This window comes from Streptomyces sp. NPDC053474 (genome assembly GCF_044544845.1).
Lineage (GTDB): Bacteria > Actinomycetota > Actinomycetes > Streptomycetales > Streptomycetaceae > Streptomyces.
Map to the genome: position 1 here is coordinate 233,543 of NZ_JBITXV010000006.1, position 20,566 is coordinate 254,108.

Sequence of the window (20,566 nt, forward strand, 5' to 3'; positions counted from 1 at the left end):
ACATGAGCTATCAGCCCACCCCTGAGGACAAGTTCAGCTTCGGTCTGTGGACCGTCGGTTGGCAGGGCCGGGACCCCTTCGGTGAGGCCACCAGGGCGCCGCTCGACCCGGCCGACGCGGTACGCCGCCTCGCGGAAATCGGTGCCTACGGAGTGACGTTCCACGACGACGACCTCATCCCGTTCGGTGCCTCCGAGGCGGATCGCGCCACCCACGTGAAGCGCTTCCGCGCGGCCCTGGACGCCACTGGACTCGTCGTCCCGATGGCGACCACCAACCTGTTCGCGCACCCCGTCTTCAAGGACGGCGCGTTCACGGCCAACGACCGGGACGTCCGCAGATACGCGCTGCGCAAGACGATCCGGAACATCGACCTCGCCGTCGAACTCGGCGCGCACACCTACGTCGCCTGGGGCGGGAGGGAAGGCGCCGAGTCCGGCGCGGCCAAGGACGTGCGGGGCGCGCTGGACCGGCTGAAGGAGGCCTTCGACCTGCTCGGCGCCTATGTGACCGAGCAGGGGTACGACCTGCGCTTCGCGATCGAGCCCAAGCCGAACGAGCCGCGCGGTGACATCCTGCTGCCCACCGTGGGACACGCCCTCGCGTTCATCGAGCGCCTGGAGAGGCCCGAGCTCTACGGCGTCAACCCCGAAGTGGGCCACGAGCAGATGGCGGGCCTGAACTTCCCGCACGGCATCGCGCAGGCCCTGTGGGCGGGCAAGCTCTTCCACATCGACCTCAACGGCCAGAACGGCATCAAGTACGACCAGGACCTGCGGTTCGGCGCGGGAGACCTGCGCAGCGCCTTCTGGCTGGTCGACCTCCTGGAGACCAGCGATTACGACGGGCCGCGCCACTTCGACTTCAAGCCGCCGCGCACCGAGGACGACGCGGGCGTGTGGGAGTCCGCCGCGGGCTGCATGCGCAACTACCTGATCCTGCGCGAGCGCGCGACGGCCTTCCGCGCCGACCCGGAGGTGCACCAGGCACTGCGGGACGCGCGTCTGCACGAACTGGCGCAGCCCACGGCCGACGACGGCCTGGCGGCGCTGCTCGCCGACCGCGGCGCCTATGAGGAGTTCGACGTGGCAGCGGCGGCCGCGCGCGGAATGGCCTTCGAGCGGCTCGACCAGCTGGCCATGGACCACCTACTGGGAGCGCGGGGCTGACGACCGACCCGCCAGGGCGTGGGGTGCCGGAACCATCCGTTCCGTAGCCCGTGTGTGTATCAACTCCCGCGCGGGGGTCGCGTCATGACCGGTTCGAGGTGTCTCTTTACGGTATGACCATGCCGCCGGTACCGCCGCCTCCTCGTCCGCCCGGTGATGTCCCTCCTGGAGGCGGTGGCTTCGGCCCGCCTCCAGGGAGTGGCGGTTTCGGACCTCCGGGCGACGGCTTCGGTACGCCGCCCGGAGGGTACGGGCCGCCTCCCGGAGGCGGCGGGTGGCAGCCGCCGCCCGAGGGGAGACCGCCCGGGCGGCGCAACGGCCTGTTCATGCTGCTCGCCGCCCTCGTGGCGGTCGGGGTGATCGTCGTCGTGGTCCTCGTCGCCACCGCGAGTGACGACTCCCCTGACGACAAACGGCCTTCGGAGAGCACCAAGAGCAGCGAGACCCGCCCCACGCCCTCCCTGAGCATCCCGACGCAGCTCCCCACGCGCCTGCCGAGCGACTTCCCCAGTCAGCTCCCCACAGGGCTGCCCACGGAGCTGCCCAGCGACTTCCCGACGCTGCCCACAGGGCTGCCGAGCGACCTCGAGTCGCTCCTGCAGACACCCGCGGGCAACGAAGTACCGTGAAGGCCCCGCCGTCCTGAGGCCAGGGCGGCTACAGGGCGCGGGGGAGCCGCACGTACGTCACGGAGGTCTCCACCCCGCTGTCGACGAGGCGGCCGTTCTTGTCGAACGCCTCGGGGCCGTCCGTCATCCCGAAGTCGTTGTCATTGATGAGGGCCAGCGTGCGGCGGTCGACCAGGGCCACCCCTTCGACCTTGCCGGGCACCCCCTTGAGGGCGCCGAGGTTCACGACCAGGCGCTTGCGCAGCACCGGTACGCCCGCGGCCCGGGGGTCGTCGAGCTGCTCCAGGGAGGGGCGCGTCGCGGTGTTGTCCCACTTCTTGCCGAGGATGTTCGCGCGCCGGTCCAGGCGCACGAGCTGCAACCGGGCCGCCTTGTCGGTGCGCTCCTCCACGAGCAGGCGATCGCGGCCGACTGCTACGAGGGAGGAGATCTTCAGCTCGGACGTGTCGTCCTGCCCGGGTTCCACGACACCCACCGGGTCGAAGCGGTACGCGTACTCGGCCGTGATCGCCTGCTTGCCCGGGGAGAAGCGGAGGAGCCGGACCGTGCGCGAGCCTTCTCCCGCTTCCTGGTCCGGCAGCGACAGCGGGCTCTGCACGGCCATCACCAGGTCGCCGCCGGGCAGTTGTGCGAGTCCTTCGAAGCCGCGGTTGACCTTCCGGTGCAGCAGCACTTCCGGCAGCGCCTCGGCGACCGGATAGTCCGCGCCGCGCAGTTTCAGCCCCTGGGGGACGTAGCGCTTGATGACCTTCCCGCGCGCGGAGACGTGCACCAGCGACGGTCCGTACTCGTCGACCAGCCAGAAGCTGCCGTCCGCGGCGCGGACGATGCCCTCGGTGTCCAGGCCGTTCGGGTCGTAGGTGAGCGGCTTGGCGGCGTCGTAGGAGTACGGGGCCTCATCGCGCCCCTCCTGGTTGGGCAGCCCGGTGACCGGCTTCCCGGAGCGCGTGGTGATCGGCAGGGCGTCGATGACCTTCACCGAACGGCCGGACACCCGGATCTTCACGATCGCCGGGTCGAAGCCGGGGACGGGGAAGGTCCGGCGCTTCTTGCCGTCGACCTTGATCTGCCCGTTCGGCCCCCGGTCGGTGACCGTCCAGAACTCGCCCTTGCGACCTGCCGGGTAGATGTCGCTGCCTATGCCCCCGAGATCGACACCACGGTCGTCGCGCACCGTGCCGGGCAGCAGACGGTTGCTGAATGTGCCCAGAGGGATGTCGCCCAGAGTGGCCTGGGCGGTGACGCGTGCGGCACCTCCCTGGTGCCCGGAGTCGGCGGGGGTGCCGATGGCGGTGCCGCTGACCGCGAGAGCGGTGAGCAGGGCGAGCGGCACGCCGACAGCGGTGGATCGACGGACACGGCGCTGACCGGCGGCGGGCGCGGACATCGGAGCCTCCTGGGGCACGAGATCGGTAACGGCGCCACCTTCAGTCGCTCTCACGAACGCCAAGTGTCGTGAGAGTGAACTACCAGGAGTCCTGTGGATGAATCGCGTGCTGATCGTGCAGATCGCGTTTCCGTGGCCCGTGTTCCAAGGTCCGCGTTCCGACGCCTGGATCCCGAGGCTCGGCGGCGTGCCCGGTGTGCTGCCCGGGCCGGACATCCGTGACGCGCCGACGGCGCCTCCCGCGAGGGGCAGGAGGCGCCGTCGGACATCACCAGCCGATCAACAGCGGCGGGACACCTACCTCGTCATCCCCTTTCGTCTGGATCCGCTCGGCTGCACCGGCGTCTCCACGGTCCTCGACGTCGTGACCTTGCTCAATCCCTGACCGGGGCGAGTGCGTGTCCCAGTGTTCCCGGCGCACACGGCGCACCCCGTGGATACGCCGGTGTCGCCGTACACGTTTCAGCCAGCCGAGCGGAACCTCGGGCCGAAGGGGTCACTCGCCGACCGTCACCACGGCCAGGGCGGTCGCCGGGTCGTGGGCCGCCGGGCCCGCGGGCACCCAGCGACCGCGCTCCTTGCGGTACGGCCACCAGCGGCCGTCGTGCCCCTGGCGGAGCTGGGCATCGGCGCCGACGACCGTCCAGTGGTTGCGCGCGGCCCGCAGCGTCGGCCGCTCGTCCTCGTCCCACGCCGCGTCGAGCGCGGCACGCGCGCGTGCCAGGGCCTCGCCCTCCGGAGCCCACTCCTCCTCAAGCACGGTGAGCGCGGCCAGCCCGCCGTACTCCCAGGCCCGTACGGCACGCGCGAGCCCGTCACCGTCCCTGCCGGAGCCGTCCGCGAGCCGGGCGCCGATCGTCGCGGGCGCGGCCGTCGCGAGCCGCACGGCGTCCTCGCTGAGCGCCAACTCGGCCTCGACGGGCAGCGTTTCGTGCCCGAGGGAGAGGGCCTCGGCCAGCAGCCGGTGCGCCTCGGCCGCCGCGCGGGCCGCGAGGAAGGCGAGCGCCGGTACGTCGACGCCGGGCGCCGGCTCCGTCTCCGTGTCGAGGGACGGCGGTAGACCCGGCTCTGCGGGCAGCGGAGGCAGTTCGGGCAGCGGAGGCAGGATCAGCCCGTCCGCGTACGCCTGGGCGGCGTCCACGCCCTCCTGGAGGGTGTCGGCGGGCTCCGCCCGAGCAGGCTCTTCGAGGCCCATGTGCGCGACGCTGCGGACCTGTAGCTCGTCGAGGAGCTCACGCTCGCCGCGGCCCCGCATCAGGAGCAGGACGAACGGGTCCTGGTCGAGCAGCCGCGCCACTTGGTAGCAGAGGGCGGCCGTGTGGCCGCAGTGGTCCCACGCCTCGCAGTCGCACTCGGGCTCCAGGTCGCCGATGCCCGGCAGGAGGTCGACGCCCGCTGCCGCCGCGTCCTCTACCAGGTGGGGCGGCATGTCCCGGTCGAGCAGGGCGGCGATGTGCCCGGCCCGCTCGACGGCCATGTCCAGGAAGCGGTCCCATTCCTGTGGGCTCAGCCGCTGTAGGAGGACGTCCGAGCGGCGCGGTGTGCCGTCCTTGTCCTGGACGACGGCCGTGATGCGGCCGGGGCGTACGGAGACCGCGCCCACGGCTCCCGCACGCGCCAGCCTGCGGCCCGTCTTGAGCTGCGCGGTGTCCAGAGCCGTGTCCTCCAGGGCCTGGAGCCAGGCGAGACCCCACCACGTCTGGGCGAAGCCCCGCCCGTGCGCGGGCGGCAGGGCGGCGAAGGTCCGCTCCCCGTCCCCCGTCGCCGACCCGCCGTCGTACTGCGTCAAATGGTCACTCCCGTCGTTGTCGCTCATGCCGCCCCCGTGCGCCCCTGAGGACGCCTCGTCGTACGCGTCGCTCATCGCGCGCCCCCTCGCAGCTCCACCAGGTCGGTCAGCTCGGCGTCGGTCAACTCGGTCAGGGCCGCCTCGCCGGAGCCCAGGACGGCGTCGGCCAACTCGCGCTTGCGCAGCAGCATCTCGGCGATGCGGTCCTCGATGGTGCCCTCCGCGATCAGACGGTGGACCTGGACGGGCTGCGTCTGCCCGATGCGGTAGGCGCGGTCGGTGGCCTGCGCCTCGACGGCCGGGTTCCACCAGCGGTCGTAGTGAACGACGTGCTCGGCCCGCGTGAGGTTCAGGCCGGTGCCTGCCGCCTTCAACGACAGCAAGAAGACCGGTACGTCGCCGTCCTGGAAGCGCTGCACCATCGCCTCGCGTTCGGCGATCGGCGTGCCGCCGTGCAGGAACTGGGTGGGGACGCCGCGCGCCGCCAGGTGCTGTTCGATGAGCCGGGCCATCTGCACGTACTGGGTGAACACGAGCACGCTCGCGTCCTCCGCCAGGATCGTGTCGAGCAGCTCGTCCAGGAGCTCCAGCTTCCCCGAGCGGCCGGTGAGGCGCGGCGCGTCCTCCTTGAGGTACTGCGCGGGGTGGTTGCAGATCTGCTTCAGGCCGGTGAACAGCTTGACGATCAGACCGCGGCGGGCGAAGCCGTCCGCACCGGAGATCTCCGCGAGCGCCTCGCGCACCACCGCTTCGTAGAGGCCGGTCTGTTCGGTGCTGAGCGACACCGCGCGGTCGGTCTCCGTCTTGGGCGGCAGCTCTGGGGCGATGCCCGGGTCGGACTTGCGGCGGCGCAGCAGGAAGGGCCGCACCAGCTTGGCGAGCCGCTCCGCCGCGGCCGGGTCCGTGCCGCCCTCGACGGCCTGGGCGTAGTGGGTGCGGAAGGTGCTGAGCTTGCCGAGCAGCCCCGGGGTGGTCCAGTCGAGGATCGCCCACAGCTCGGAGAGGTTGTTCTCGACCGGCGTGCCGGTGAGCGCCACACGCGCGCGTGCGCCGATGGCCCGCAGCTGCTTGGCCGTCGCGGAGTAGGGGTTCTTGACGTGCTGGGCCTCGTCGGCGACCACCAGACCCCAGTCGACCGCGTTGAGCCGCTCCGCGTCGAGCCGCATCGTCCCGTAGGTGGTCAGGACGAACTCGCCCGCGGCGAGGTCCTCCAGACCGCGCTGAGCCCCGTGGAAACGGCGCACCGCCGTGCCGGGCGCGAACTTCTGGATCTCCCGCTGCCAGTTGCCCATCAAAGACGTCGGGCACACGACCAGGGTGGGGCCCGTCGTGGCCTCGTCGCTCTGGCGGTGGAGATGCAGCGAGATCAGGGTGATGGTCTTGCCGAGGCCCATGTCGTCGGCGAGACAGCCGCCGAGCCCCAAGGAGGTCATCCGGGCCAGCCAGTTGAGGCCGCGCAGCTGGTAGTCGCGCAGGTCGGCGGCCAGCGCGGCGGGCTGTCCGACGGGCTCCATGCCCTCCGGGTCCGCGAGGCGCTCGCGCAGCGTCGCGAGCCATCCGGTCGGCTGCACGTCGACGCGACGGCCGTCCACGTCCGTGGTGCCCGTCAGCGCGGCGCTCAGCGCGTCGATGGGCGTGACCTTGCGGTCCTGCTGGGCGAGGGCCCGGCGCGCCTCCTCGGGGTCGATGAGGACCCACTGGTCGCGCAGCCGGACCACGGGCCGGTTGGACTCCGCGAGCCGGTCGAGTTCCTCACGGCTCAACTCCTGGTCACCCAGGGCGAAGCGCCAGTTGAAAGCGAGCAGCGCGTCCGCGGAGAGGTAGGACGGCGTGTCCGATGTCAGCTTGTCGGGGCCCTGCGGGGCCTCGCCGTCGGACGGGCCGATCACGGCGCGGGCGGTGAGGCTGCGCGCGAGTTCCCTCGGCCAGTGCACGTCGACGCCTGCCACGGCGAGCACGCGCGCGCCCTCGCCGAGCAGAGCGGTGACCTCTTCGTCGGCCAGCTCGATGGCGTCGGGGACCGTCGCCTGAAGCAACGGGCCGAGCGGTGCCCACGCGCGCGTGGCCCGCCGCAGGGCCAAGAGCGCGTCCATGCGCGCACGCGGACCGAAGGCCTCCGCCGCGGCGCCGGAGCCGGACCACACCTCTGCGGCGTCGGCGACGAGCGAGGGGTCGCTGACACTGTGGATCTGCACTACGGCCCGGAACGGCAGCCGGGTCTCCTGGGAGGCCTCGGCAAGGAGACCGGGGACCTCCACCCGCAGCGAGATCCGCACGCCCGCGTCGTGCCCGGCCGCGACGTCCGTGGCCCAGGGGCGCTGCTCCGGCACGTGCTGGGGCTCGGGTGCGGCGAAGGCCCGGTGGCCCGCGGCCGGTACGGCGGCGGGGGAGCGGGGCAGCGTGTCGGCGACCGCGTCCAGGAACTGGCGCAGCAGCCGCTCCGGCGCGGGCAGCCGCGGTGGCACGGCACCGTCGAGTGGGACCGTGTGCGCCGCGGGCGGCATCGCGGCGGCGAGCTCACGCAGCCGCTCCAGATCCCCGGTGCCGAGCGGACCCGCGCGCCAGGCGTCGTGGTCGCTGTCGGTCAGGCCGGGCAGCAGCAGCCCCCGGGCGGCCAGTTGCAGCGCGAGCACGGCGGCCGTGCCCCAGAAGACGGCGGTGGCATGAGCCCCGGAGGTGGCCCGCACCCGGGTCAGAACGGGCAGCGCGACCCGTACCGGGAGCAGCACCGCCGGGACGACGTGCAGACGGACACCGTCGTCGTCCGGCAACGCGACGGTCAGGTCCTGGACTGAGCCCGCGGCCGGGGCGGGCGGAGCGTCGCCGTCCGGGTGCCAGAAGGCGACATGTCCGGTCCGCCCGGGGTCACCGGGCACGAACACGACGGAGCACTGGGAGAGTTCTGAGATCTCGGAGGGAGTGACAGCGGGGAGCCTGTGCACAGCGATGGCGCATTCCTCAAATTTGACTAATGAGACCGGAGCGGCCGAGAGTACAACACGTTTCCGGCCATCCGGGCCTCGTTCAGCCGTGATCCCGATCACTCGCCGTGGCGAGGGTGTATCCAGCACCCCTCCGGCCCCCTGCTGGCACCCCTGTCGATACGGGTGGTGGCGCCATGGTTGCCAACGGTCACTGATTCATAGGTTTTCTCAGGTCAGCCCATCCTCGTGGAAGCCGGAGAACCGACCCATGCCCCAGGCAAGCACAGCCGTCGCGGACCGTCCCGCGCGTGCGCCCCGGCAGTCGCCTGCCGGAAGCGACTTCGCTCCGCTGCTGCGCACCGTCAAGTCCCAGGGGCTCCTGGAGCGGCGCACCGGCTGGTACGCCCGCACCATGATCGTCAACGCGGCGGCACTGACGGCGGTGGCGACGGGCGTGTTCGCCCTGGGGCACACCTGGTGGGTGCTGCTGCTGGCACCCGTTCTGTCCGTGCTGTGCGTGCGCACCGCGTTCATCGGCCACGACGCCGGGCACTCCCAGATAACCGGCAACCGCGCGGCCGCCCGGCTCATCGGCCTCTTCCACGGCAACCTCCTGCTGGGCATGAGCGTGAGCTGGTGGAACGACAAGCACAACCGCCACCACGCCAACCCCAACCACATCGAGAAGGACCCTGACGTCGCAGCCGACGTCCTGGTGTTCACCAGCAAGCAGGCCAGGGTCCGCGTGGGCTTCCGGCGCTGGCTCACCCGCCATCAGGCCTGGCTGTTCTTCCCGCTCACCCTGCTCCAGGGCATCGCCATGAAGGTGTACGGCTTCCGGGACCTACGTCGCCAGAGCCCGCGCGGCCGCGTGGTGGAAGGCGCCCTCCTGGTGGCTCACCTCGTGGGCTACGGGGCCCTGCTCCTGGCCGCGATGCCTTTGGGGCACGCCCTCGCGTTCGCCGCCCTCCACCAGGCCCTGTTCGGCCTGCACCTGGGCATGGCCTTCGCGCCCAACCACAAGGGCATGGAAATGCCCGACCCGGACGGCGAGCGCTGGGGGCACCTCCAGCGGCAGGTGCTCACCTCCCGGAACATCCGCGGTGGTGAGGTCACCGACTGGCTCCTCGGCGGCCTCAACTACCAGATCGAGCACCACCTCTTCCCGAGCATGCCGCGCCCGCATCTGCGGCTCGCCCAGCCGCTTGTCCGCGCGCACTGCCATGCTGTGGGTATGCCTTACGCAGAGACCTGCCTGATCGATTCCTACCGGCAGGTACTCCGCCACATGCACGAGGTGGGAGAGCCGCTCAGGGCCGAGTGACTCCGAGGCCGCCGGGGAGCCCGGGGCATGACTCAGGGTTCCCTCGGGGTCGCACCTCAGGGATCGGTCAGGGGCGCGTCCTGGAACTTGGCGCGGGGCCGATCCCGTTTCTCAGGGCAGAGAGCGGCAACAGCCGCGAAGGAGGCGATGGACATGTCGAAGAATGCGAAGATCGCCGCGGGAGGCGTGGCTGTAGGGCTCTTCCTGCTGATCTGGCTGCCCTGGTGGGCCGCCTTCCTGATCGTGATCGGCGTTCCGGCGGCGGCCTATCTGACACTGGACCCCTCACAGCGGCGCAGGCTGCGCCGGGTCAGCCGCAAGGAGCTCGGCCGCTGAGCGGAGGCGGTCGGGCAGTCGCCGCCCTGGGGAACCACCCCTCCTAGGAGGGGCGTACCGCCATCCTGTCGAGCGCCGCGAGGAGCCCGGGGAGCTCTGGACCGCGCCCCACCGGAAGCACCTCGCCAGGCTCCTCGTCGAGCAGGACGAACGCGATGTCGTCGGTCCTGGCCACCATGGACCAGCCGGGACCGTCGGCTCGCAGGGTGCGGGCCTCCCCTGAGGCGAACGACGACCGGACCCGGCCCAAGGGCGGCGGCGTATCCACGTAGGCGCGTACTTCGGCGAGGACGCGGCGTACGCCCGTCAGCGGCTCGGCGTGCGCGGCCTCGGGGGCGGCCGGCTGAGAGCCGTCCTGGGGCTGCTCGGCCCCGGCCTCGCTGTCCGTCGCGAAGTCGGCATCGTCGATCTGCTCCCGCCAGGCCGCCCACTGCAGAGCGATCTCGTCGGCGCCGAGACGTCGCTGCGCGGGCCCCCACGCATCCGCCCCCGGTGGCGACAAGGGAGCGCGGTGGGGGCGGCCGGGCTCGGGCTCCGGGTCGTGCGGCGCGGGCACGCCCGGCGCGGCCACGGCCACCGCGAGCGGCCAGCCCGGCAGCGCCTCGACCACGGTGCGCTCGCCCGGTGACAGGTCGTACTCCATCCCGCAGTCCCAGGCCGCGATCGCGACGGCGACGAGCGAGACGTCGTCGGTCACGACCGTCCACCGTGCGCCGGAGCCGTCCTGGCCGAGCACCAAGCCGTATCCGGCGGCCACCGGCGGCAGGCCGAGAGCCGCACACGCCTCCGGATAGTCGTCCCCGAGCACGCTGGGGAACTTCGCGGGCGTCAGCAGGACCGCCGTGAGCACGTAGAGCGCGTCGTCATCGGCGGTGACGGCGTCGTCCGTTCCGGCCATGCAGGCCTCCCATCAGTGCCCACTTGTTTCTCCGACGGCGCACCCTAACCACTGGCCCCAGGCGTCGTCGAGGGGCGGTGACCAGGAAAATCCGCTCGTGCGCCGATGAGGGAGACCTCTACGCTGCGTGTCATGTCCCGTTCCAGTTCGCACTTCGTGTGTCTCGCGTGCCGCGTGTCGTTCAAGAAGTCGGCCGACCACGCGCGCGTGCGTCACGACGTCTGCCCGCGGTGCGGCGATCCGCTGATCGACGCGGGCTCGGCGCTCGCCGTGCCCAAGCGCCGGGACATCGCCACCTGGCGTGCCCTGTCAGCGCTCCTGAGGGCGGGCGTGCGCTTCCGCCAGGACTGCTGCGGATGGGGTCCGGGCTACCGGCCCCGCACGCCGCGCGAGGTCCGTGAACGGCTCGCCCACGCCGCCGAGACGGGCGTTCCGCTCGGGACGGCGCTCGGCTGCCCCGACCTCTCCCACACCGACGTCACGCGGCGGGCAGGCCGAGGAGCGTACGCGCCACGGCGCCCGGCGACTCGTCGTGTTCCCGGGCGAGGGCGATGACCGCCCGGCAGGCCAATTCGTTCACTCCGAAGGACAGCGCTTCGGGCGAGACCCAGCCCGCGGCCTCGTCGATCTGCTCCTGGTCGTCCTCGGCGCAGGCCGCCACGTAGACGGCGGCGGCTTCGAAGAGGTTGTGCGCACGCTTGTCGTCCTCCGGCGTCGTGCCCACCCTCCAGAGCTTGCGGATCCTGTCGAACATTCAGGTCACCTTCCCCCGTATGGGCCCGCGACTGGGTGCTCATCCTCCGTACTCCAAAGTAAAGTTGAAGGCTCGGCGGAAGAAGGGGAACCGTGCGGTGAAGCGCTACGAACGGCTCCGGCAGATCCGGCGTCTCGACCCGGAGAAGGACTTCCTGGAGATCTACCGGCTGTCCGCGACCTACGAGTTCCCCTGGGACTACACGCGCGCGCTGGAGCTGGCGCTGTACCGCACCTACGCGGTGCCGAGCATCGGCGCCCTCCTGGCCGAGACGGCGGAGTTCACCACCCGTACGCAGAAGCGGTACGACGACACGGCGTTGCTCCTCGACGCGGTCGTCGAGCACGGCTTCGACGGCGACGAGGGGCGCGCGGCGATCCGCCGCATCAATCAGATGCACCGCAGCTACGACATCAGCAACGACGACATGCGCTACGTGCTGTGCACGTTCGTCGTGATGCCCAAACGGTGGATCGACGCCTACGGATGGCGCCGGTTGTCACAGCACGAGACGGCCGCGTCGGCGGTGTACTACCGCACGCTGGGCCAGCACATGGGCATCAAGGAGATCCCCGGTTCCTACGAAGAGTTCGCCCAGTGCCTCGATGCCTACGAAGAGGCGCACTTCGGATGGGACGAAGGGGCGCGCGGTGTCGCCGACGCGACCTTGGAGCTGATGGTCTCCTGGTACCCGCGCCCGTTGGCGCCCGTCCTGCGCGCGGCGACCCTGGCACTGCTCGACGAGCCGTTGCTGCGGGCCTTCGGCTACGAACGGCCCTCCGTTCTGACGCGCGCCGTGACCCGGCGCGCGGTGCGGCTGCGCGGCCGTGCGGTCCGTCTGCTGCCGCCGCGCACAGCCCCGCACTACGGACGGCAGAACTGGGAAGTGAAGGGCTATCGGGACGGCTATCGGCCCGGCGAGCTCGGCACCTGGCCGGTGCCCGGGGTGCGCGGCTGTCCGGTGCGGCACACCGAAGTGTCCGCGGCGGGCTCAGCCGAGTGACGCGAGGGTCTTGCGCAGCCAGGTGAGCTCGGCGCGGCTCGTGGCCCGCGCGATGGTGAGGATGCCCTGCCGGAACGGGTCGTCCAGTTCCTCCGCGCGCAGCGGCCGGTCGCCGTCGTAGAAGAAGCTGGCGGGCTCCTGGAGGAAGGCGAGGCGCCGCCGCAACACCGCGGCCTGGGCGTCCGGGTCCTCCAGGTGCCGTAGGAAGGCGAGCACCGTGAACCAGCGGTTCTCGTCGGTGATGTCCGTCCGGGCGGGCTCGGCCAGACGACGGCGCAGCTCGCTCCTGCCCTCCGCGGTGAGGCTCAGGACGTGGCGCGGCGCTGCCACGGCGCCGGGCTGGGTCTCGCGGGCCAGCAGCCCCGCCTTCTCGAGCCGTTTGATGGCCGGGTACAGCGTGCTCTCCGCGACCGGGCGGACGTGCCCCGTCAGGGCGGTGATGCGCTTGCGCAGCTCGTAGCCGTGCAGCGGGCGTTCGTACAGGAAACCAAGGATGGCGAGCTCCAGCATGCCCGCATTCTGCCGCACTCGCGGGGTACATCGTTGACGTAGTACTTCGAGACCGATGTATTGTGTGACGGAGCGCCGGACGAAGGCCCAGAACGCGAGACGCGGACGCGGGACACGGCTGGCGGTGGAACGAGCCACTCAGGGGGAGCGGAACATGACGATGCGAAGCGCACGGTTCGACGCGGAGGGCAGCCTGATCCGCTGGACGGAGTGCGAGGGCGAAGGCCCCGCGCGCGTGTACGTGCACGGTCTCGGGGCCGCGTCGGCGCCCTACCACGCGCACCTCGCCGCCCGGCCCGAACTGGCTGGCCGTAGATCGCTGTTCGTGGATCTGCCCGGTCACGGACTGAGCGACCGCCCGAGCGGCTTCGGCTACACCCTGGAAGACCATGCGGACGCCCTGGCGGCGGCCCTGGACGAGGCGGACGTGCGCGACGCGGAGATCGTCGCGCACAGCATGGGCGGCTCCGTGGCCATCGTGCTGGCCCACCGAAGGGCCGACCTGGTGGCACGCCTCGTCCTCACGGAGGCCAACCTCGACCCGTACCCGCCGAAGACCGCGGGAAGCAGCGGAATCGCGGACTACGAAGAAGACGCTTTCGTCACCGAGGGTCACGCGCGCGTACTGGAGAAGGTCGGTCCGGGGTGGGCCGCGACCATGCGCCTCACCGATCCGCGCGCCCTGCACCGCAGTGCCACGGGGCTCGTGCGCGGGACGAGCCCCACGATGCGCGCGATGCTGATGGCCCTCTCCGTAGAGCGCGTCTACGTGCAAGGCGCGCTGAGCGGTGACGTCCCGGGCGGCGGCGACTTGGAGGCCTCCGGCGTCCGGGTCGTCACGGTGCCGGACGCCGGGCACAACGTCATGCTGGACAATCCGGCCGCCTTCGCCGCGGTGCTCACGGGACGCTCCTGAACGACGCCCCCGTGAGCCCCCCGACGAACCCGCGCGGGGCCGTCAGTCCTGGCGCAGGGCCAGGGCGAGGAAGCGCGTGTCCTCGTCGACGTACGACGTCATGCGCCAGCCCGAGCCGCCAAGCAGCGGACGGAGGTTGCCCTCGGCGCGCAGGTCGTCCGGGGTGATCCGGCGGCCCTGGCGAGCCGCCAGAGCCGCGCGCCCGACGGGGTGGAACAGCGCGAGCACCCCTCCGGGACGCACCACCCGTGCCAGCTCCCGCAGGTTCTCGGCCGGGTCGGGCAGATGCGCGATGAGGCCCGCGCCGAACACGGCGTCCAGCGCCCGCGCCCGCACAGGCAGCCGCGCCACGTCCGCGAGCAGGAGCTGGCCGCAGGACTGCCTGCCCGCCCCCACGGCGGCCTCCAGCATGGCCGGAGTGAGATCGGCCCCCAGGACCGTCCCCGAGGGTCCCACCGCGTCCCTCAGGGCGGGCAGGGCGCGGCCCGTGCCGCATCCGGCGTCCAGGACCCGGGCGCCCGGGGCCAGGCCCAGCTCGGCCACGGCGGCGCGGTAGGCGGGGCCGTCGTCGGGGAAGCGGCTGTCCCAGTCGGCGGCGCGCGCTGCGAAGAACTCCTGGACACGTGTGTGGTCGTCGCTCATGACCTCATGACGCCGCAGAAGCGTGGCTCCGTCAAACTCTGGTGGGCCTCCGGAACTTCAGCACGGGGAGACGAGGGCACCCTGTCCGAGGGCCCGGGGCCCGATGGCCCGCAGCGTGAACGCCGGGGGATGCGCATCCGTCGCTCCCACGACTTGCCGGTCCGCGACCTTCCGTTCCACGTCTGACACTCGGGCACCGGCTCGGTTCCGCCGACGGTGCCTCCTCAAGGGGGAACCGGGGCGCGCACGTTCGAGCGTGGCGCGATCGTTCAGGGACATCTCCGCGCCAGATAGCAGTAGCTTTCGAAATGCGCCCCCGCCGCGCGCCCCCCGCGGGTCTAGCGTCCCTGGGCCATGGGACACCTGGACCACGCCACCTTCGGCTGGCTGACGCCCGTGCTGTCGTACGCGATGGCGTGCGTCGGTGCCGCGCTCGGCCTGCAGTGCACCGTGCGTGCCCTGGGCGCCACGGGACGCTCGCGGCGCAACTGGCTCCTCACCGCGGCCTCGGCGATCGGCACCGGCATCTGGACGATGCACTTCGTCGCGATGCTCGGATTCGGAGTCAGCGGTACGCAGATCCGCTACGACGTGCCGCTGACGCTCCTGAGCCTGCTCGTCGCCATGGCCGTCGTCGGCGCCGGGGTCTTCGCCGTCGGCTACGGCAGCGACCGAGGGCGCTCGCTCGCCCTCGGGGGCCTCACCACGGGGCTCGGCGTCGCGAGCATGCACTACCTGGGCATGGCCGCGCTGCGCCTGCATGGCGACGTCGGCTACGACCCGGCCGTCGTCGCCCTCTCCGTGGTGATCGCCGTCGTCGCGGCGACCGCCGCGCTCTGGGCGGCGCTGCACATCAAGTCGACGCTCGCGGTGGCCGTCGCCTCGCTCGTCATGGGCGGCGCGGTGAGCAGCATGCACTACACCGGCATGCTCGCCGTGAGCGTACGTGTCACCCCCTCCGGGGCGGCACTGCCCGGGGCCACGACGATGCAGTTCATCTTCCCCCTCGCCGTGGGCCTGGGCTCCTATCTGTTCCTGACCTCCGCCTTCGTCGCCCTGTCCCCGAGCGCGGGCGAGCGTGCGGCCTCCGCGTCGGCTCAACGCCCCGTCGGACGCACCGCTCCGTAGCGGCGCCCCCGACCCGGCCACGAGCAGGCGGTGCGCGACCCGACCCTTCCGAGCGAGGAGGCCATGAGCAGACCCCGGAACACTCCCGGCCCCGGCACACCGGCCGAGGCCGACCCCACGGCCCGCGGCCGTCGAGCACACGCGGGCCCGCCCGCCGACGAACACCCGCCCGCAGGGGCGTCTCCCACCGGACCAGGGCTCCCGCGCGCGGGCCGCCGGTGGTTCCGCCCCCGCACCGTCCGCGCCAAGGTCGTGTGCCTGCTGATGGTGCCCGTCGTCTCCCTCCTCGCCCTGTGGGCGTACGCGACCGTCAGCACCGCCCAGGACATCGCGTCGCTGCGGCAGACCCAACGCGCCGACGCCGCCGTCCGGGCACCGGTCGCCGCCGCCGTCACCGCCCTCCAGGCCGAACGGGCCGCGGCCGTGCGCCACGCGACGCGACCCACCGCCGACCGCGCCGCCGCCCTCCGGAGGCAGGCGGACCAGACCGACCGAGCCGTGGCGAAGCTGCGCCTGGGCGAGGACCACACCGTCGCCGACGGCGCGGGGCTGCCCGCAGCCGTGGGGAACCGGCTCGAACAGTTCGCCACCGACGCCGAGGGGCTGCGTACCGTGCGCGGCTCCGTCCTCGACCGCCGCACCGGGTGGGACGACGCCTACGGGCAGTACACGAAGACCATCACGGCCGCCTTCGGAGTCGGCGGTGCGCTGTCCGGCCTCCCGGGCGCCGAACCGGGCTCCCACGCGCGCGTGCTGCTCGAATTCTCCCGGGCGGGCGAAATGCTGGCGCGCGAGGACGTGTTGCTGGCGGGTGCCCGTCTCGCGGGCACCCTCGACGGGGAGCGGCTGCGCCGGTTCACCGGGGCCGTGGACACCCGGCAGACCCTCACCGAGGCGGCCGCGGCGGACCTGCGCGGACCCGAACGCCGGGCATGGCAGCGCCTCACACACGAACGCGCGTACGCCGACGTGGGGGCCATCGAGGACAAGGTGCTCGCCGCCCCGCCCGGCAAGAAGGCCCTGGAAGCGGCCGCCGCCCTCACCTGGGACCCCGCCTACGCAACCGTACGGGATACCCAGCGCACCCTCGCGGAGCGCGCGGCACGGGACGCCGCGGACCGCGCCGACCCGCTGACGCGCGGCGTGTTCACCGTCGCGGGCGCCGCCGTGCTCTGCGGGCTCGCCGCCGTCGTGGCCTCCCTCGTGATCTCCGTACGCATCGGCCGCGGCCTGGTCATCGAGCTCGTCGGACTGCGCAACCGCGCCCTGGAGATCGCCCGCCGCCAACTCCCCGACACCATGCGGAAACTGCGCGCGGGCGAGGAGGTCGACATCGCCGCGGAAGCCCCCGAGGAGCCGCCCGCCGAGGACGAGGCGGGACAGGTCGCGGAGGCGCTCGGCACGGTGCACCGCGCCGCGCTGCGGGCCGCCGTGGAACGCGCGGAGCTGGCGAGCGGCATCTCCGGGGTCTTCGTGAACCTCGCCCGGCGCAGCCAAGTGCTCGTCCACCGGCAGCTCAGCCTCCTGGACACGATGGAGCGAAGGGCCCACGACCCGAACGAACTCGGTGACCTCTTCCGGCTCGACCACCTCACGACCCGCATGCGCCGCCACGCCGAGAGTCTGATCATCCTCTCCGGGGCCGCGCCCGGCCGTGCCTGGCGCACGCCGGTGCCCCTGACGAACGTCGTACGCGCCGCGGTCTCCGAAATCGAGGACTACGCGCGCGTGGAGGTACGCCCCCTCCCCGACGCCTCCGTGGTGGGCGGTGCCGTCGCCGACCTCACCCACCTGATGGCCGAACTGGTCGAGAACGCCGCCCAGTTCTCGCCCCCGCACACCAAAGTGCGGATCACCGGTGAGCCCGTGGGCAACGGCTACGCCCTGGAGATCGAGGACAGGGGCCTCGGCATGAACCCCGACACGCTCGCCGAAGCCAACCAGAGAGTCGAGGAGTCCGAGGCGCTCGACCTGTTCGACAGCGACCAACTGGGCCTCTTCGTAGTGAGCAGACTCGCTGCCCGGCACGGCATTCGGGTGCGACTGCTCCCCTCCGCGTACGGCGGCACCACCGCCGTCGTCCTGCTGCCCACTTCGCTCCTCCAGAACGACGACTCCACCCGTACCGCGCGACGCGAACCGGGGGAGCGACAAGAGGGGTTCACGTCACACTCCGTGCCCGATGCGTTGGCTGTGCTCAGCGCGGCCGTCGCCCGGCAGGGCGATCACCGGGCACTGGGCCCGTCCGCCGGACGTCCCGTGCCCGCGCCGTCACCTCCCGGTGTCACGGCACTACGCCAGCGCAGGCCCGCGGACCCGGCGTCTCCTAGGGACGCGCCTGACCTCGCGTCCGCCGCGTCTGCGTCGGACGAACTGCCGCGCCGCGTACGTCAGGCGAGCCTCGCCCCGCAGCTGCGGCAGCGCCCGCCCGCGGCCGAGAGCCCCGACTCCGTCGGCGAACGCAGCCCGGAGCGCGTACGGAGCCAACTGGCCGCCTACCGGGACGGCTGGGCCCAGGGCGGCGGGCGCCCACCCGGCAGCGACAGCAGCGAAGGAGACCCCGCATGATCCAGGAAACCGGCCTCACGGCGCACAGGTCCGGCGAACTCGACTGGCTCCTCGACGACCTGGTGGCCCGCGTCGGCGACGTACGGCACGCGGTCGTGCTGTCCAATGACGGGCTCGCGGTCGGCGCCTCGACGGCCCTCACCCGGGAGGACGCCGAACACCTGGCGGCCGTCGCCTCGGGGTTCCACAGCCTCGCCAAGGGCGCGGGGCGGCACTTCGGAGCGGGCGGCGTGCGCCAGACGATGGTCGAGATGGACGACGCCTTCCTGTTCGTGGCCGCGGCGAGCGACGGCTCCTGCCTCACCGTCCTCAGCACGGTCACCGCTGACATCGGCCTCGTCGCGTACGAGATGGCACGCATGGTCAAGCGCGTGGGGGCGCATCTGACCACCCCCGCACGCTTCTCCGAACCGCCCCCGAGCACCGGATGACCTGGGCGGCGGCAAGCGATGAGCGACAACAACCATGGCGCCGCGCGAGAGCACGGCAGCCAGTGGTACGACAGCGAAGCGGGGCCCCTGGTCCGCCCGTACGCGATGACGGGCGGGCGCACGAGACCGGCCTCCAGTGGTGTGCGGTTCGACCTGATCGCCCTGGTCAGCCTCGCCGAGGGAGCCATGCGGCCGGGCGACGACGTGGCGCTCGGCCCCGAACACCGGGTGCTGCTCGACCTGTGCCGCGCCGCCGAAACCCAGTCCGTCGCCGAACTCGCCGCAGGCGCCGACCTGCCCGTGGGCGTGGTCAGGGTGCTGCTCGGCGACCTCCTGGAGGAGAGCCGCGTTCAGGTGCGACGGCCCGTGCCTCCAGCCCAGCTACCTGACGAGACGATCCTGCGAGAGGTGATCGATGGGCTCCGAGCGCTCTGATGCCACAGCCGACGAGACCGGTGACGACACGGCCCTGGCGTTGAAGATCCTGGTCGCCGGAGGCTTTGGCGTGGGCAAGACCACGCTGGTCGGCGCCGTCAGCGAGATCCGGCCCCTGCGTACGGAGGAACTCCTCAGCGAGGCGGGCCAGTCGGTCGACGACACCGGCGGCGTGGACCGCAAGGTCACCACCACGGTCGCGATGGACTTCGGCCGCATCACCATCAGATCCGGGCTCTCGCTGTACCTCTTCGGCACCCCGGGACAGGACCGCTTCTGGTTCCTGTGGGACGAGCTGTCACAGGGAGCCCTCGGCGCCGTGGTCCTCGCGGACACACGGCGGCTCGAGGACTGCTTCCCCGCCGTGGACTACTTCGAGCACCGCGACATCCCGTTCGTCGTGGCGGTCAACTGCTTTGCGAACGCACGGACGTACGGCGCACACGAGGTGTCACGGGCCCTGGACCTCGACCGCGGCACCCCGGTGGTGCTGTGCGACGCCCGGGACCGGGACTCGGGAAAGGAGGTGCTGATCCGGCTTGTCGAGTACGCCGGGCGGAGGCATACCGCCCGGCTGCTCGACTCGGTCGGCTGACGGGTCCGCCCCACCGCGGCGGCTAGGAACCGGTGTGGTGAGGCGTCGCCCACGTGAGGCGTCGCCCACGTGGGGCGCCGCCCCGGTGAGGGCGGGGCCGCGCGTGCTGTCAGTCGGACACGGCCGCGTACGCGAGCACCTTGTCGATCCTCACCCGAACGAGGAGCTCGCCGGGCACGCCGTTGCGCGCGCCGAACTCCTCGGCCCGGTCCTCGCCCATGTAGCGCCCGCCGATGCGGGCCGCCCAGTGCCGCACCTGCTCCAGATCCTCGGACAGTTCCGCCCTGCCCTGCAGAACCACGAAGGCGAACGGAGGCGTGTCGTCGTCGACGCACAGTGCCACACGCCCGTCGCGTGCGATGTTGCGCCCCTTGACAGTGTCCTTTCCCGTGTTGAACACCAGGTCGTCGCCGTCGAGGAGGAACCAGATCGGCGCCACGTGCGGGCTGCCGTCCGCGCGGACGGTGGACAGTTTGCCCGTGCGGGTGCCCTGCGAGACGAAGGCCCGCCACTGCTCGTCAGTCATCTTCTGTGCCATGTCCCCATCATGCTTGCCGGGACGCCGGAGGTGGTGAAGGCTGGCAGGTCAGATCCTCCAGCCAGGGGGAGGGACACACGGGGAGAAGGGACCATGGCGCAGAACACGGGCCTGGGCTGGCTGCTCGACGACCTGACGCGGCGTGTGGAACACGTACGGCACGCGCTGGTGCTGTCCAGCGACGGTCTGGTGACGGGGGCGAGCTCGGACCTGCCGCGCGAGGACGCCGAGCACTTGGCGGCGGTGTCGTCCGGCCTGCACAGTCTGGCGAAGGGCTCCGGCCGCCACTTCCACGCGGGCAACGTACGCCAAACGATGATCGAGTTCGACGACGCCGTCCTGTTCGTGACCGCGGCGGGCGAGGGCAGCTGTCTGTGCGTCCTCAGCTCGGCGCAGGCCGACATAGGCCAGGTCGCGTACGAGATGACACTGCTGGTGAACCGTGTCGGGGAGCACCTGGGCGTAGACGCGAGGCACCCGGAGCGGACACCGGTCGTAGATCTCTGACCTCTTACTGACTCGCCCCTGACCTGCGTGAACGCGGGCGCGAGCAGAGTTATCCACAGGCCGAGCGGGAGGCGGGCCTCTCG

The 20,566-nt window shown here is 72.1% G+C and carries 21 protein-coding genes; 13 read left to right on the forward strand and 8 right to left on the reverse strand.

What is annotated here, in order from left to right; all coding sequences use genetic code 11:
• Positions 1–2: 2 nt before the first annotated feature.
• Positions 3–1,169, forward strand: a complete 1,167-nt coding sequence (gene xylA / locus ACIG3E_RS16410; protein ID WP_399616216.1) for a xylose isomerase — start codon at positions 3–5, stop codon at positions 1,167–1,169.
• 326 nt (positions 1,170–1,495) lie between these two features.
• Complete coding sequence (locus ACIG3E_RS16415; RefSeq protein WP_399616218.1) at positions 1,496–1,798, forward strand: hypothetical protein; 303 nt, start codon at positions 1,496–1,498, stop codon at positions 1,796–1,798.
• Between the two features lie 28 nt (positions 1,799–1,826).
• Here ACIG3E_RS16415 and ACIG3E_RS16420 read toward each other — a convergent pair whose 3' ends face one another.
• Complete coding sequence (locus tag ACIG3E_RS16420) at positions 1,827–3,185, reverse strand: esterase-like activity of phytase family protein (RefSeq protein WP_399616220.1); 1,359 nt, start codon at positions 3,183–3,185, stop codon at positions 1,827–1,829.
• Positions 3,186–3,282: 97 nt separating this feature from the next.
• Here ACIG3E_RS16420 and ACIG3E_RS16425 point away from each other — a divergent pair, with 97 nt between their 5' ends.
• On the forward strand, positions 3,283–3,570 hold the full coding sequence (locus ACIG3E_RS16425; RefSeq protein WP_399616222.1) for a hypothetical protein: 288 nt from the start codon (positions 3,283–3,285) through the stop codon (positions 3,568–3,570).
• A gap of 111 nt (positions 3,571–3,681) precedes the next feature.
• Here the strand turns inward: ACIG3E_RS16425 and ACIG3E_RS16430 are convergent, their stop codons facing one another.
• The gene (locus ACIG3E_RS16430; protein WP_399616773.1) at positions 3,682–5,001 is read right to left on the reverse strand and encodes an SWF or SNF family helicase; all 1,320 of its coding nucleotides are present in this window, start codon (positions 4,999–5,001) and stop codon (positions 3,682–3,684) included.
• Between the two features lie 44 nt (positions 5,002–5,045).
• Complete coding sequence (locus tag ACIG3E_RS16435) at positions 5,046–7,916, reverse strand: SNF2-related protein (RefSeq protein ID WP_399616224.1); 2,871 nt, start codon at positions 7,914–7,916, stop codon at positions 5,046–5,048.
• A gap of 250 nt (positions 7,917–8,166) precedes the next feature.
• Here ACIG3E_RS16435 and ACIG3E_RS16440 point away from each other — a divergent pair, with 250 nt between their 5' ends.
• Both ACIG3E_RS16440 and ACIG3E_RS16445 read left to right on the forward strand, forming a co-directional pair.
• Positions 8,167–9,222 (forward strand): fatty acid desaturase family protein, encoded by a 1,056-nt coding sequence (locus ACIG3E_RS16440; RefSeq protein WP_399616226.1) that lies wholly within the window; start codon positions 8,167–8,169, stop codon positions 9,220–9,222.
• A gap of 153 nt (positions 9,223–9,375) precedes the next feature.
• Positions 9,376–9,558, forward strand: coding sequence for a hypothetical protein (locus ACIG3E_RS16445; RefSeq protein ID WP_399616228.1), 183 nt, complete (start codon positions 9,376–9,378; stop codon positions 9,556–9,558).
• Between the two features lie 43 nt (positions 9,559–9,601).
• On the opposite strand, the gene ACIG3E_RS16450 is transcribed toward ACIG3E_RS16445, so the two are convergent.
• Together ACIG3E_RS16450 and ACIG3E_RS16455 are read right to left on the reverse strand one after the other, a co-directional pair.
• Positions 9,602–10,456 (reverse strand): hypothetical protein, encoded by an 855-nt coding sequence (locus tag ACIG3E_RS16450; protein WP_399616230.1) that lies wholly within the window; start codon positions 10,454–10,456, stop codon positions 9,602–9,604.
• A gap of 478 nt (positions 10,457–10,934) precedes the next feature.
• Positions 10,935–11,210, reverse strand: coding sequence for a hypothetical protein (locus ACIG3E_RS16455; protein ID WP_399616232.1), 276 nt, complete (start codon positions 11,208–11,210; stop codon positions 10,935–10,937).
• Positions 11,211–11,307: 97 nt separating this feature from the next.
• On the opposite strand from ACIG3E_RS16455, the gene ACIG3E_RS16460 reads away from it, so the two are divergent.
• Positions 11,308–12,213: an oxygenase MpaB family protein gene (locus ACIG3E_RS16460; protein WP_399616234.1), complete on the forward strand. Its 906-nt coding sequence runs from the start codon at positions 11,308–11,310 to the stop codon at positions 12,211–12,213.
• Here the strand turns inward: ACIG3E_RS16460 and ACIG3E_RS16465 are convergent.
• The gene (locus ACIG3E_RS16465; RefSeq protein WP_399616236.1) at positions 12,202–12,723 is read right to left on the reverse strand and encodes a helix-turn-helix transcriptional regulator; all 522 of its coding nucleotides are present in this window, start codon (positions 12,721–12,723) and stop codon (positions 12,202–12,204) included. The genes ACIG3E_RS16460 and ACIG3E_RS16465 overlap by 12 nt on opposite strands.
• 160 nt (positions 12,724–12,883) lie before the next feature.
• Between ACIG3E_RS16465 and ACIG3E_RS16470 the strand changes: the two genes are divergently transcribed.
• Positions 12,884–13,639: an alpha/beta fold hydrolase gene (locus tag ACIG3E_RS16470; RefSeq protein WP_399616776.1), complete on the forward strand. Its 756-nt coding sequence runs from the start codon at positions 12,884–12,886 to the stop codon at positions 13,637–13,639.
• A 42-nt stretch (positions 13,640–13,681) separates the two neighbouring features.
• Here ACIG3E_RS16470 and ACIG3E_RS16475 read toward each other — a convergent pair whose 3' ends face one another.
• Positions 13,682–14,281 carry a class I SAM-dependent methyltransferase gene (locus ACIG3E_RS16475; protein ID WP_399616238.1) on the reverse strand — a complete coding sequence of 200 codons (600 nt, stop codon included), beginning with the start codon at positions 14,279–14,281 and terminating at the stop codon, positions 13,682–13,684.
• Between the two features lie 354 nt (positions 14,282–14,635).
• On the opposite strand from ACIG3E_RS16475, the gene ACIG3E_RS16480 reads away from it, so the two are divergent.
• From ACIG3E_RS16480 to ACIG3E_RS16500, 5 genes are all read left to right on the forward strand, one after another.
• Entirely contained in the window at positions 14,636–15,409 is a 774-nt protein-coding gene (locus tag ACIG3E_RS16480; protein ID WP_399616241.1) for an MHYT domain-containing protein, read from the forward strand.
• Between the two features lie 63 nt (positions 15,410–15,472).
• Positions 15,473–17,977: a nitrate- and nitrite sensing domain-containing protein gene (locus ACIG3E_RS16485; protein ID WP_399616243.1), complete on the forward strand. Its 2,505-nt coding sequence runs from the start codon at positions 15,473–15,475 to the stop codon at positions 17,975–17,977.
• On the forward strand, positions 17,974–18,408 hold the full coding sequence (locus ACIG3E_RS16490) for a roadblock/LC7 domain-containing protein (RefSeq protein ID WP_399616245.1): 435 nt from the start codon (positions 17,974–17,976) through the stop codon (positions 18,406–18,408). The genes ACIG3E_RS16485 and ACIG3E_RS16490 overlap by 4 nt, the downstream gene beginning before the upstream one ends.
• Before the next feature lie 18 nt (positions 18,409–18,426).
• Positions 18,427–18,843 carry a DUF742 domain-containing protein gene (locus ACIG3E_RS16495; RefSeq protein WP_399616247.1) on the forward strand — a complete coding sequence of 139 codons (417 nt, stop codon included), beginning with the start codon at positions 18,427–18,429 and terminating at the stop codon, positions 18,841–18,843.
• Positions 18,824–19,438 carry a GTP-binding protein gene (locus ACIG3E_RS16500; RefSeq protein WP_399616249.1) on the forward strand — a complete coding sequence of 205 codons (615 nt, stop codon included), beginning with the start codon at positions 18,824–18,826 and terminating at the stop codon, positions 19,436–19,438. The genes ACIG3E_RS16495 and ACIG3E_RS16500 overlap by 20 nt, the downstream gene beginning before the upstream one ends.
• 109 nt (positions 19,439–19,547) lie before the next feature.
• Here the strand turns inward: ACIG3E_RS16500 and ACIG3E_RS16505 are convergent, their stop codons facing one another.
• Positions 19,548–19,976 (reverse strand): PPOX class F420-dependent oxidoreductase, encoded by a 429-nt coding sequence (locus ACIG3E_RS16505; RefSeq protein ID WP_399616251.1) that lies wholly within the window; start codon positions 19,974–19,976, stop codon positions 19,548–19,550.
• A gap of 93 nt (positions 19,977–20,069) precedes the next feature.
• Here ACIG3E_RS16505 and ACIG3E_RS16510 point away from each other — a divergent pair, with 93 nt between their 5' ends.
• The gene (locus ACIG3E_RS16510; protein ID WP_399616252.1) at positions 20,070–20,483 is read left to right on the forward strand and encodes a roadblock/LC7 domain-containing protein; all 414 of its coding nucleotides are present in this window, start codon (positions 20,070–20,072) and stop codon (positions 20,481–20,483) included.
• Positions 20,484–20,566 lie beyond the last annotated feature (83 nt).

What these genes read in the sequence shown, in the direction of transcription:
- ACIG3E_RS16480 (WP_399616241.1), top strand. Translation starts at nt 14,636, where the DNA reads ATGGGACACCTGGACCACGCCACCTTCGGCTGGCTGACGCCCGTGCTG.
- ACIG3E_RS16495 (WP_399616247.1), top strand. Translation starts at nt 18,427, where the DNA reads ATGAGCGACAACAACCATGGCGCCGCGCGAGAGCACGGCAGCCAGTGG.
- ACIG3E_RS16430 (WP_399616773.1), bottom strand. Translation starts at nt 5,001, where the DNA reads ATGAGCGACAACGACGGGAGTGACCATTTGACGCAGTACGACGGCGGG.
- ACIG3E_RS16470 (WP_399616776.1), top strand. Translation starts at nt 12,884, where the DNA reads ATGCGAAGCGCACGGTTCGACGCGGAGGGCAGCCTGATCCGCTGGACG.
- ACIG3E_RS16490 (WP_399616245.1), top strand. Translation starts at nt 17,974, where the DNA reads ATGATCCAGGAAACCGGCCTCACGGCGCACAGGTCCGGCGAACTCGAC.
- ACIG3E_RS16415 (WP_399616218.1), top strand. Translation starts at nt 1,496, where the DNA reads ATGCTGCTCGCCGCCCTCGTGGCGGTCGGGGTGATCGTCGTCGTGGTC.
- ACIG3E_RS16440 (WP_399616226.1), top strand. Translation starts at nt 8,167, where the DNA reads ATGCCCCAGGCAAGCACAGCCGTCGCGGACCGTCCCGCGCGTGCGCCC.
- ACIG3E_RS16465 (WP_399616236.1), bottom strand. Translation starts at nt 12,723, where the DNA reads ATGCTGGAGCTCGCCATCCTTGGTTTCCTGTACGAACGCCCGCTGCAC.
- ACIG3E_RS16485 (WP_399616243.1), top strand. Translation starts at nt 15,473, where the DNA reads ATGAGCAGACCCCGGAACACTCCCGGCCCCGGCACACCGGCCGAGGCC.
- ACIG3E_RS16475 (WP_399616238.1), bottom strand. Translation starts at nt 14,281, where the DNA reads ATGAGCGACGACCACACACGTGTCCAGGAGTTCTTCGCAGCGCGCGCC.
- ACIG3E_RS16455 (WP_399616232.1), bottom strand. Translation starts at nt 11,210, where the DNA reads ATGTTCGACAGGATCCGCAAGCTCTGGAGGGTGGGCACGACGCCGGAG.
- ACIG3E_RS16500 (WP_399616249.1), top strand. Translation starts at nt 18,824, where the DNA reads ATGGGCTCCGAGCGCTCTGATGCCACAGCCGACGAGACCGGTGACGAC.
- xylA (WP_399616216.1), top strand. Translation starts at nt 3, where the DNA reads ATGAGCTATCAGCCCACCCCTGAGGACAAGTTCAGCTTCGGTCTGTGG.
- ACIG3E_RS16425 (WP_399616222.1), top strand. Translation starts at nt 3,283, where the DNA reads ATGAATCGCGTGCTGATCGTGCAGATCGCGTTTCCGTGGCCCGTGTTC.
- ACIG3E_RS16505 (WP_399616251.1), bottom strand. Translation starts at nt 19,976, where the DNA reads ATGGCACAGAAGATGACTGACGAGCAGTGGCGGGCCTTCGTCTCGCAG.
- ACIG3E_RS16420 (WP_399616220.1), bottom strand. Translation starts at nt 3,185, where the DNA reads ATGTCCGCGCCCGCCGCCGGTCAGCGCCGTGTCCGTCGATCCACCGCT.
- ACIG3E_RS16445 (WP_399616228.1), top strand. Translation starts at nt 9,376, where the DNA reads ATGTCGAAGAATGCGAAGATCGCCGCGGGAGGCGTGGCTGTAGGGCTC.
- ACIG3E_RS16510 (WP_399616252.1), top strand. Translation starts at nt 20,070, where the DNA reads ATGGCGCAGAACACGGGCCTGGGCTGGCTGCTCGACGACCTGACGCGG.
- ACIG3E_RS16450 (WP_399616230.1), bottom strand. Translation starts at nt 10,456, where the DNA reads ATGGCCGGAACGGACGACGCCGTCACCGCCGATGACGACGCGCTCTAC.